The organism is Verrucomicrobiota bacterium (assembly GCA_016871535.1).
In the GTDB taxonomy this organism is placed as follows: domain Bacteria; phylum Verrucomicrobiota; class Verrucomicrobiia; order Limisphaerales; family SIBE01; genus VHCZ01.
Genome location: VHCZ01000215.1, coordinates 1 through 10,673, shown reverse-complemented (window position 1 = coordinate 10,673; position 10,673 = coordinate 1). Strand labels below are relative to the sequence as shown.

The window sequence follows — 10,673 nt, the reverse complement described above, 5'->3', positions numbered from 1 at the left end:
AGATCAAGCGCCGCTTGTCGCCCCGCGCGCGAGCGCGGGGCGCGGATTGAAACAGGTACACACGCCGCGCGAGATCAAGCGCCGCTTGTCGCCCCGCGCGCGAGCGCGGGGCGCGGATTGAAACTTCAACGGCTGGCGCTCTGCAAATCGGCGAGTCGGTCGCCCCGCGCGCGAGCGCGGGGCGCGGATTGAAACACCACCGCTGGCCAGAAGCTTCGGGCCGAAAGAGTCGCCCCGCGCGCGAGCGCGGGGCGCGGATTGAAACTTTGATCCGATGTGTCACCGACCAATGGCGCGCGGTCGCCCCGCGCGCGAGCGCGGGGCGCGGATTGAAACCAGGCTCTTCATGTACTCCCGCCCGGCGGCCCGAGTCGCCCCGCGCGCGAGCGCGGGGCGCGGATTGAAACACGTCGATTACGTTGCGGGCTGAGACCCGCACCGGTCGCCCCGCGCGCGAGCGCGGGGCGCGGATTGAAACAACTATCTCATGGAGAGATTGCCCGACTCTCTTTGGTCGCCCCGCGCGCGAGCGCGGGGCGCGGATTGAAACTCAACGCTTTCTAGCTTCGACGAACTCAGTGCGGGTCGCCCCGCGCGCGAGCGCGGGGCGCGGATTGAAACAGGTTTCCCTGGAGTTCCACGATTCGCTGTGTTGTCGCCCCGCGCGCGAGCGCGGGGCGGCCTCGTTGTGGCGGCGCGCTGGGCCTATTCCAAGCCAACTGGACGTAGTCCGCCGCCATTCCCCTTATCCTGGCCCTCTCCCTCAGCTCAGTCTCAGGCTCTCCGGGAGAGAATTCGCCCAAGCAAAGTTTCGCGCATTGAACCCCTGAACGGATTTTTGGACCACGGATTTCGCGGATTTCGCGGATGGAGAAGCTGCATTATCCGTGTAATCCATGTAATCCGTGATTGAATCGGGTTCGTGGGGAGGGACGGGGAGAGGAGGGCCGTCTTCATGGGATTTCCCCTCTCCTCAAATCCTCTCTCCACTCGTTCCTCGCGGGTCGAGGAAGAAGATCCCTCCTGTTGAAATCAAATGCCGTTCCCAGGTTTATCCGAGTGGTGCGAATCGCTTTTGGGTCGCACGGACGTTTGCTCCACGGCTTCGCCCCCAGCCGTGCCCCAGCGGAATGCTTGCTGGTTCGCGCTTGACGGGCGAATTGCACCGGCGAATCATGCTCACGTTCTCGTAACCAGGTTCCTAACAGAGCCCGTCTCTAACCGGAAAGAAAGGAACTATGAAATCAAACCTGCTGTCCTCCGCCCTCGTCCTGCTCGCGACCGGCCTGCTGGCCGCCACCGCTCAAGCCAAACTGTCCGACTCGTTGAAAGCCGGGAAACCCGACCTGAAATCCATCGGCCCGCTCGCGTTCGGCCCCGAAGGCATCTTGTTCGCCGCCGACACCAAAGGCGCGGCGATCTTCGCCATTGCCACTGAAGACACCTCGCCTGCTCACGGCAGCCACGCATTGAAAGTGGAAGCTATCAACCAAAAAGTCGCCGCGCTGCTCGGCACCAGCGCCGACCAGATCCTGATCAACGATCTGGTGGTGAACCCGATCTCCCGCAACGCCTACCTGGCCGTTTCGCGGGGGCGAGGTCCTGAAGCCATGCCCGTGCTCGTGCGCGTAAAGGCCGACGGCAAACTGGAATCGGTCGCGCTCGACCACGTGAAGTTTGCCAAAGCGGTCCTGCCGGACGCGCCCGTCGATGGCGTGGTCGGCCAGGGCAACCGCCAGAGCAATCCGCGCATGGAATCCATCACCGATCTCGCGTTTCTCGAAGATCGCGTGTTGATCGCGGGCCAATCCAACGAGGAATTCTCTTCAACCTTGCGCGCGGTTCCGTTCCCTTTCAAGACGGTTGCCAACGGCACGAGCGTCGAAATCTATCATGGCGCCCATGGCCGATTTGAAACCAAGTCGCCGGTGCGCACGTTCGTTCCGTTCAAAGTCGGCAGCGAACCGAGCCTCCTGGCCGCGTATCAATGCACGCCCCTGGTTCGATTCCCGATTTCCGAGTTGAAACCCGGCGCCAAAATCAAAGGAACGACCATTGCGGAACTGGGCAACCGGAATCGCCCGCTCGACATGATTGTCTATCACAAAGGCGGCAAAGATTACTTGCTGATGGCCAACAGCAGCCGCGGGGTCATGAAGATCACCACGGACAACATCGAGAAGACCGACCCGATTCTTGCGCATGTCCCCGATGGCGCAACCAAAGGTTTGACTTACGAAACGATCAAGGATTGGACCGGCGTCGATCAGTTGGATCGCCTGGATGACCAGCTTGCACTGGTGTTGCGTCGCGGCGAAGGCGGCGCGCTGAATCTCGAATCCCTTCCGCTTCCGTGAGCCGCCGCAACACTCCGGATCATTCCATTAACAACCTTGCGCAAGGCAGGGCGGACCGCCAAGTCCGCCCTGCCGCGTTTAGGAAAGGGCTATTGACCATGTGGCCAGCGGCCCGGAGCGCGGCCTTTAGGCCGCTTCGAGTTCCAGCGTTTGGGGAACTTTGCAGCGCTAAGAGCGTGTTGGGAAAACCCGGAGCGCGGCTGTGTCGTCCTCGACCAGCCGCAGCACGGCACGGATTTCCGATGCACTGGGCGCCATTCACGCGCCGCGGCTGGTCTCCGACACAGCCGCGCTCCATTTTCAAAACACGCTCTAATCGGCATGAATGCCGCGCTTCGGTTCCGAGCGATTCGGGGCCGCCGGCCCACCGCGCCAGTGAGATGAGACACATCCCGATCCTGGCAAGAGAGATTGTGGTGGCTGCGCTGTTGTCGTTGTTTCTGGCCGGCTGCGTGAGCCTTTCTTCGGCCACTTCGCGAACTCGGGGCTCCGCGGAAGCCGGCGCGGTTGCGACCGCTATCCAGGACGGTCTGACGATTCGCTGGGTGCGGGATCCAGCAGATACCAGGCAATGGGCCGTTGAACTGGAGGGTTTGAGTTCCGAAGCGGTCAGGGCCTTGGCCAGCGTTTCGTGGAGCGACGCGCAATGGATGAAACTTCTGAGCGTGTATGTCGAACCTATGTCATCCGCCGCGGCGAATGATCTGCCTCCTGTCCAAGGGCGTTATGAGACCCTCAAGGATCGGATTCGGTTCGAGCCTCAATTTCCCGTGCAACCGGGAGTCCCTTATCGAGTCGAGGTTCATCAGGAAGCGCTCCCTGGAGCGCCTCCTGAAAAATCCAGAGTGACGGCGGCCTGGTTTACACTGCCGACGCCTGCTCGAATTCCCAAAACGGTGGTTCAGCGCGTTTATCCGACCTCAACGCAGTTGCCGGAGAATCTTCTGAAGTTCTACATTCAATTCTCCGGGCCGATGAGCCGGGGCGGAATCTACGAGCACATTCATCTGCTGGACGGCGCGGGCAAGGTTGTGGAATTGCCGTTTCTTGAACTCGATGAGGAACTCTGGAATCCAGAGATGACCCGGCTGACGCTTTTCATCGATCCTGGCCGCGTCAAACGAGGGGTTCGCCCGCTGGAAGAGATCGGTCCCTCCATGCAAGCCGACGGACGTTACACGCTCGTGATCGACAAGGATTGGCGGGACGGCGATGGCGCTCCGTTGAAAGCAGCTTACCGGAGGACTTTCGAGGTCGGTCCCCCGGACCGCGATCCGCCCGCTCCAGCCGCCTGGAGAATCAGCATTCCCAAGGCCAGGACGCGCCAGCCGCTGGTGATTCGCTTTGCCGAGCCCATGGACAACGCGCTGGCCCGGCGGCTGATCTGGGTCACGGATACCGGGCGGCGCAAACTCTCCGGCAACGTGGTGCTCGCGGATCTGGAGCGGGAATGGAGTTTCGTGCCGGACACGGACTGGCCAGTGGGCCGCTACGAAATCGTCGCCGACACGTTGCTGGAAGATCTGGCCGGCAACAGCCTGGAGAAACCCTTCGAGGTGGATGTGTTTGAACAAGTGGATGAGAGACTGTCGAAGAAGACGGTAACACTCCCCTTCGAAATCAGAAGTCGCTGAAAAAACAGCAAAAGAAGCCTGCGCTTCCAAAATTATCTTTTTCGCAAAAAGAAAGAGTGATTAAGTAGGCCGCATGGCACCGTCCGAGCGAGAGGGCGAGAGGATTTTGAGAGGCATCCCGGTCTCGGCTGGCGTGTGCCGCGGTAAAATCCTCGTGCTGGGCAAAACCAGCGACTCCGTTCCCACGCACCACATTACGGACGAAGAAGTTCCTCGTGATCTGGATCGGTTGGAGGATGGGCTGGTCCAGACACGCCAGCAGGTCATCGACATTCAACACAAGGTCGAGCAAGCCATGGGGTCGAAGGATGCCGCCATCTTCGACGCGCATTTGCTGGTGCTGGAGGACCAAACGCTCATCGATGAAGTCAGCCGCCTGATCCAGGAACAGAAACTGAACGTCGAGCGCGCGTTTCACCAGGTGTCGGAGAAATATGCAGCCGCCCTGGCCGCGATGGATGACGAATACCTCCGCGAACGCGCGGCCGACATGCGGGACGTGACGGCGCGGGTGCTGAACAATTTGTTGCAGCGTCCGCACGAAACGGATCTGCGGAGTCTGCCGGAGCCTTGCATCATCATCAGCTACGACCTCGCGCCCTCCACGACGGCGTTGTTGGACCGCAAGATGGTTTTGGGATTTGGCACGGACATCGGCAGCCAGACGTCGCACACGGCGATTATGGCGCGTTCCATGCACATCCCGGCCTTGGTGGGGCTTCGTAACGCGAGCCGCCAGCTCGAAACCGGCCAATATGCGCTGCTGGACGGGTTCAACGGATACCTCATTCTCAATCCGACCGACCAGACTCTGTTCGAGTACGGCCAGCTTGCCCGGCGCCAGATCAACCTCGAAGAGCGGCTCCGGGACGTTCAGGACCAGCCGTCCGTCACGCTGGACGGCTCCCGCGTCGTCCTCTCGGCCAATGTAGAGCAGGCCGCCGATGCGGATTCGGTCAAAGCCTGCGGCGCGGAAGGCGTCGGTTTGTTTCGCACGGAATATCTTTTTATCAATCGCGAAACCTTGCCGTCTGAGGAAGAGCAGTATCAGGCCTATCGCAGCGTCGCGGCGGCGCTGAAGCCGCAACCGGTGCTGATCCGGACCCTGGATCTGGGCGGCGACAAATTCCTGCCGCACCTGCAGGTCCCGCGCGAGATCAACCCCTTTCTGGGCTGGCGGGCGATTCGCTTTTGTTTGCAGGAGCGCGAGATTTTCCGCGCCCAACTCCGCGCCATTCTGCGCGCCAGCGTCGAAGGCAACGTCAAGCTCATGTATCCGATGATTTCCGGCCTGGATGAATTGAACCAGGCCAACGCCCTTGTGGAGGACTGCAAGGCGGAATTGCGCGCGGAGAACATCGCCTTCAACGACAGCGTGGAAATCGGCGCCATGATAGAAATCCCTTCGGCGGTCATGATCGCGGACAGTCTCGCCAAGCGGGTCAAGTTCTTCAGTCTGGGCACGAACGATTTGATCCAGTATTCGCTCGCGGTCGATCGCCTCAACGAAAAGATCGCACACCTTTACGAACCGACGCATCCCGCCATCCTGAGCCTGATCAAAATGACCGTCGAAGCCGGGCATCGCAATGGCATCTGGGTGGGCGTGTGCGGCGAAATGGCCGGCGATCCGACGATGGTGCCGCTTTTGTTGGGCCTGGGTGTCGATGAACTCAGCGCTACGCCGTCCGTCGTTCCGCAGCTTAAGTTCCTGATCCGCCGCCTCAAGCTCTCCGAAGCGAAGGAAATCTCCCGGTGGGCGCTCCAGCAAGAATCCGCCGCGGAAATCCTGGCTCGCGCCAAGGCCCTCGTGCATCAGGTAGCGCCGGGCCTGTTCGATGAAGGCGTGACCACGAACTAACGGATCACTCCTTTGGTCCCTTGGGTTTCTGCTAGATTTGCCCTTGACGTCGATCTCGGCAGGGTTACGGTGCAAACGGAACTTGAACTCGGAGCGCCGCACGATGCCAAATCCGTTCATCCATCCGCAAGGTCGGACCCTTTCCCGGCGCGCGATGATCCAGGCTGGAACCATCAGCTTGCTCGGCCTCGGAATGAATCACCTCGCGCCTTTGCGCGCCGCGGCCGCCGCGAGCGAGAAAAAGACCTCTCCGCGGGCAAAGTCCGTAATCTACATCTTCCTCTCCGGCGGACTCGCCCAGCACGAGAGCTTCGATTTGAAGCCGGATGCGCCTCTGGAAATTCGCGGCGAGTTCAAGCCGATTCCTACGCGCACGGCGGGAATTCAGATTTGCGAGCACCTGCCGGAACTCGCCCGGCGCAGCCATCTCTGGGCGTTGTGCCGGTCGTTGACTCACGGATCGAACGATCACTCCACCGGCCATCACATCATGCTCACGGGCCGGTCCGAACTGCCGACCGGCTTCGATCCGAACCAGCCGAGGTCCACGGATTGGCCGTCCATCGCCGCGTTGACGAATACGTTGCTGCCTCCGCGCAACAACCTTCCACCCGCCATTGTGTTGCCGGAACGCCTGGTGCATCGAACCGGTCGCGTGATTCCCGGACAATTCGCCGGTTTGCTCGGCACACGGCGGGATCCCTGGTTCTTGGATGCGTCGCCGTATAATCCGGAGAACTACGGAGCCTATCCCGAGTTTCTGTTCCATCATCGCGAAGGTCAGAAAACCCAGGCGAACCTCGTGTTCCGCGCCCCGAATTTGTCGCTGCCTCCGGGATTGGGCCCCGAGCGCCTGCGCTCGCGCGTTCATCTCGCGGACGAATTGAATCGGCAACGCGACTTCCTCGAACGCGCCGCCGAGGCGGAGACCTTCGACCGCTATTGGCAAATGGCCGTCTCGCTGCTGACCCACCAAAAAACCGTCGATGCTTTCGACGTGACGCATGCGAGTCCGAGGTTGCAGGATCAATACGGACGGAATTCTTTCGGGTGGTCGCTCCTGCTGGCGGCGCGGTTGATCGAAGCGGGCGTCAGCCTGGTCCAGGTCAACCTGGGCAACAACGAAACCTGGGACACGCACGAGGCCGCCTTCCCGAATCTCAAAAACTTCTTGCTCCCGCCCATGGACAATGCGGTGTCGGCATTGCTCGAGGACCTGAGCAGCCGCGGCTTGCTCGACAGCACGTTGATCGTCATGGCGGGTGAATTTGGCCGGACGCCGAAGATCTCCACGATTCCGGGCGCGTCACTGCCTGGCCGCGACCATTGGGGCGCGGTGCAAACGGTGTTCTTCGCCGGCGGCGGCGTGCGTGGAGGAACGGTGATCGGCTCGTCCGATGCGCATGGCGCTTACCCAGCGAGTGATGCGCAAACGCCCGAGAATCTTGCCGCCACGATCTACAGCGCTCTGGGAATTCCGTCGACCGCCACCTGGCAGGATACGCAAGACCGGCCGTACACGCTCTATCAGGGCAAACCCATCGCGGGGCTTATTTGATCCGTGACTTCTCCAGCACCGACTCGATCTTCTTTTGCAGCTCAGCGCTGACCTCTTCAACCGAGCAGTGGCCCTCGACGATGGTGAAGCCGTAGGTGGATTGGATGCGCTTGAATTGTTGCTCCACCAGCGATTGATACTTGAGGAAGCTGTCGAACATGTCGCGCGAAAGGCCCAGGTCCATGCCGCTCTCCCAATAGTCCAGCGCGAGATTCTTGGCGAAGTTGCGCTGGATGAGCTCTTCGGGCGCCACGTTCAGATAAAAAACCGCGTCCGGAACGAGGGCGATGCCGTAAAGATTTTGAAGCCATTCTTCATCCATGCCCCGAACCATGTCGCGCACCATGAGCGTGTAAATGTAGCGATCCGCCAGGACCATGAATCCCGATTTGAGCGCGGGCAAAATCACGTTTTCCAACTGGTCGGCAAAATCCGTCGCGTAAAACAAGCTCAGGGTGATCCGGCTGAGAATGTTGCCTTGCTGCGCCTGGTCGAGTTCTTCGGCGACGAGCGTCGAGCGTTTCAAGCCGACCTGCACGGTCGCGTGGCCGCTGGCTTCGAGCCATTGCACCAACTGCGCAATCTGCGTGGACCGTCCGGAACCGTCCGCGCCTTCCACCACGATGAGTTTGCCCGACAATTTCGCCGGGTCCACGCCCGGGATGCCATGGCCGTAGAACCGCTTGGGCGACCGGTGCGGGACGAAAACCGGGGGCGCGACAACGCGCGGCGGCACGGAAGGCTTGCGGGGCGATTTGGCGGAGCGGGCAAGGGTCGTCATGCGCGGGTTTGCATCAGTGTTTCGAGTTCAAGAAGCGGCTCAAATCGATCCGGTTGGCGACGAGTTGGCGGACCAGGCTTTGCTGCGTTTCGACCGCTTGATTGGCGTCGATCACCAGGAACTTAAATTCCGTGCTCATGGCGAGGTATTGTTCGAGGAGGCGGCCTTGGAAGATGCGGAAGCTTTCGTATGGATCGTGCGAAAGATTCAAGTCCATTCCCGCCTCGAAATACTTCAACTCCGGGCGCCCATCGAGAATGCGCTGCAGGGACACCCCCAGCTTCGCGTTGAAGAAGAAGACCAGGTCCGGCAGCGCGGCGAAACTGTAATTGCCGCGAACCCACTCCGGCAAACAGCCGCGCACGGTGTCGCGCGCGAACGCCGTGAAAATGTACCGGTCGCACAGCACGAGGTACCCGGCGCGCAGGAGCGGCACCAGTTGACGCTCATAGCGGTCCGCGAAATCCGTGGCATGAATCAAACTGAAGGTGGTGGGGGTGAGCAGTTCGCGTTTCTTGCCCTTGCTCGTGGCGTTCTTCACGAGCGTGGATGAATTCCATTCACTGAAGAATACCTTGGCGCCCTGCAACTCGAGCCAGCGTTTCAGCAAATAAATCTGCGTGGATTTTCCGGAGCCATCCAATCCCTCGACCGCGATCATGCGGCCCGGAAAATCCAGTTCTGCAAACGTCTTCATCCTGCGTCCATGCTGGCGAAAACCTACGGCCTGCTGTGGAGAAGACAACTTTTTTCGAGGTGCCCCAAGATGCCGCTCGACCCTGGGCAGCCGTTCCGGCAGATTCCCCGCACCGAATCCCCGATGCGCTGACCGCCAGAGCCTATGACCGCCGATGCCTCGACCGACACTCCCCTGGACCGCGCCCGCCGCAAAGCGTACTGGCGGTTGCTCCCGTTGCTTTTCGTTTGCTACGTCATTGCCTATGTCGATCGGGCCAACGTCGCCATCGCCAAATTGACGATGACCCGCGACCTGCCGGGATTCGATAACGCGGTGATCGGCTTCGGGGCGGGCGTTTTTTTCGTCGGCTATTTCCTGCTGGAAATTCCCGGCACGCTGCTGGTTGAGAAATGGAGCGCGCGAAAATGGATCAGCCGGATCATGATCACGTGGGGAATCATGGCGGCTCTCACGGCGCTTGTGAAAACGCCGGGTCAGTTTTATGTCGTGCGATTCCTCCTCGGACTGGCTGAGGCCGGTTTCTTTCCCGGCGTCATTGTGTATCTGACGCACTGGTTTCCCAGCCGGGACCGCGCCCGGGCGCTGGCTTATTTTTTCGTGGCCACGCCCATCGCCCAACTGATCAGCCCGAAAATCTCCAATGCGCTTTTGAAAATCGGAACCGACGAAATGATCAATGGCGTCCCCGTGCATCGCCCCGAACTGCTCGGCCTCGAAGGCTGGCAATGGGTTTACATTTTCTGGGGACTTCCGGCCATCGTTCTCGGCGTGATCGTGCTGTTCATGCTCACGGACCGGCCGCGCCAGGCGAAGTGGCTCTCACCGGATGAAATCGCCGCGCTGGAGACCAAATTGGACGAGGAAAAAGCCCATCGCTCCGGCGGCCGGCGCCTGACGGTCTTCGAAGCGTTGCGTCATCCCAAAGTGCTTCTGCTGGCGGCGGCATATTTTTGCACGGTCACCGGCAGTTATGGCGTAGAATTTTTTCTGCCCAGCATTTTGCAGCAATGGTACGCGTTGAAGTTCGACGCCATCACCTGGCTCGTGCTGCTCCCGCCTTGCTCGGCGCTCGTGGGTCAACTGTTTGTCGGCTGGAACTCGGACCGGCTCAAGGAACGCCGCTTCCACGCGATCACGCCAATCCTCCTGGGCGCGACCGCGCTGGCGCTGGCGCCGCTCACGCGCGGGAATTTGCCGCTCACGATTGCCTGCTTCATGGTGGCGTTCCTGGGTTTCAAAGCGTATCTCCCGGCGTTCTGGACGTTGCCCAGCCTGTTTCTCACGGAAGCGGCGGCCGCGGGCAGCATCGGCCTCATTAACTCAATCGGGAACCTCGGCGGGTTCCTGGGCCCGTACGTCCTGGGAAAAGCCGAAACGTTAACCGGCTCTTTTGTGGGAGGGCTTTATTATCTCTGCGTGTCGATGATGGTTTCCGCTTCCATTATCTTCTGCCTGGGGCTCGGGCGCAGAGAGGTGAGGTGAGCGGGAAGGCGGCTTCGTCGTACACCCTCTCCCCCTCGGTGGGGGAAAAGGGACGGATGATGGGGTCCGTTCGTGTAGAGCTTCCTTGGTTCAGAACCATGCCCACGGCCCATGAACCGAAAACTGTGCGGACCGCAGCCTTCAGGCTGCTTCCGGCCCCGCGCTGGAGTTCAGCGTTGAAGCGGCCTAAGGGTCTGTGCAAAAATAACTTCCGGTTTTGGCGGGAGCGCCGCCTGGCCGGATGCAAGGCGCGAGGAGGGAGCATCCCCGTTTTGGGGCTGTGACCGACGAGCAACGCCG

At 60.9% G+C, this 10,673-nt stretch carries 7 protein-coding genes and 1 CRISPR repeat array; of the genes, 5 read left to right on the top strand and 2 right to left on the bottom strand.

Annotated elements, in window-relative coordinates; all coding sequences use genetic code 11:
• Window positions 1–16: 16 nt before the first annotated feature.
• Window positions 17–691: a CRISPR direct-repeat array (repeat unit 37 nt; unit sequence GTCGCCCCGCGCGCGAGCGCGGGGCGCGGATTGAAAC).
• Window positions 692–1,238: 547 nt separating this feature from the next.
• The 4 genes from FJ398_21330 to FJ398_21315 all read left to right on the top strand — a co-directional run bounded on the left by FJ398_21330 (window position 1,239) and on the right by FJ398_21315 (window position 7,410).
• On the top strand, window positions 1,239–2,357 hold the full coding sequence (locus tag FJ398_21330) for a hypothetical protein (protein ID MBM3840457.1): 1,119 nt from the start codon (window positions 1,239–1,241) through the stop codon (window positions 2,355–2,357).
• Window positions 2,358–2,737: 380 nt separating this feature from the next.
• Window positions 2,738–3,991, top strand: coding sequence for a hypothetical protein (locus tag FJ398_21325; GenBank protein MBM3840456.1), 1,254 nt, complete (start codon window positions 2,738–2,740; stop codon window positions 3,989–3,991).
• Window positions 3,992–4,064: 73 nt separating this feature from the next.
• Complete coding sequence (gene ptsP / locus FJ398_21320) at window positions 4,065–5,852, top strand: phosphoenolpyruvate--protein phosphotransferase (protein MBM3840455.1); 1,788 nt, start codon at window positions 4,065–4,067, stop codon at window positions 5,850–5,852.
• A gap of 154 nt (window positions 5,853–6,006) precedes the next feature.
• Window positions 6,007–7,410: a DUF1501 domain-containing protein gene (locus FJ398_21315; GenBank protein MBM3840454.1), complete on the top strand. Its 1,404-nt coding sequence runs from the start codon at window positions 6,007–6,009 to the stop codon at window positions 7,408–7,410.
• Here the strand turns inward: FJ398_21315 and FJ398_21310 are convergent.
• Together FJ398_21310 and FJ398_21305 are read right to left on the bottom strand one after the other, a co-directional pair.
• Window positions 7,403–8,191 carry a thymidylate kinase gene (locus tag FJ398_21310; protein ID MBM3840453.1) on the bottom strand — a complete coding sequence of 263 codons (789 nt, stop codon included), beginning with the start codon at window positions 8,189–8,191 and terminating at the stop codon, window positions 7,403–7,405. The two genes, FJ398_21315 and FJ398_21310, sit on opposite strands and share 8 nt — an antisense overlap.
• 13 nt (window positions 8,192–8,204) lie before the next feature.
• Window positions 8,205–8,888 (bottom strand): thymidylate kinase, encoded by a 684-nt coding sequence (locus tag FJ398_21305; GenBank protein ID MBM3840452.1) that lies wholly within the window; start codon window positions 8,886–8,888, stop codon window positions 8,205–8,207.
• Window positions 8,889–9,032: 144 nt separating this feature from the next.
• On the opposite strand from FJ398_21305, the gene FJ398_21300 reads away from it, so the two are divergent.
• Complete coding sequence (locus tag FJ398_21300; protein MBM3840451.1) at window positions 9,033–10,373, top strand: MFS transporter; 1,341 nt, start codon at window positions 9,033–9,035, stop codon at window positions 10,371–10,373.
• Window positions 10,374–10,673: the final 300 nt, after the last annotated feature.

Bases quoted from the DNA above. Each gene is read 5' to 3' on its own strand.
- FJ398_21300 (MBM3840451.1), top strand. From the start codon at position 9,033: ATGACCGCCGATGCCTCGACCGACACTCCCCTGGACCGCGCCCGCCGC.
- FJ398_21310 (MBM3840453.1), bottom strand. From the start codon at position 8,191: ATGACGACCCTTGCCCGCTCCGCCAAATCGCCCCGCAAGCCTTCCGTG.
- FJ398_21315 (MBM3840454.1), top strand. From the start codon at position 6,007: ATGATCCAGGCTGGAACCATCAGCTTGCTCGGCCTCGGAATGAATCAC.
- FJ398_21325 (MBM3840456.1), top strand. From the start codon at position 2,738: ATGAGACACATCCCGATCCTGGCAAGAGAGATTGTGGTGGCTGCGCTG.
- FJ398_21330 (MBM3840457.1), top strand. From the start codon at position 1,239: ATGAAATCAAACCTGCTGTCCTCCGCCCTCGTCCTGCTCGCGACCGGC.
- FJ398_21305 (MBM3840452.1), bottom strand. From the start codon at position 8,888: ATGAAGACGTTTGCAGAACTGGATTTTCCGGGCCGCATGATCGCGGTC.
- ptsP (MBM3840455.1), top strand. From the start codon at position 4,065: ATGGCACCGTCCGAGCGAGAGGGCGAGAGGATTTTGAGAGGCATCCCG.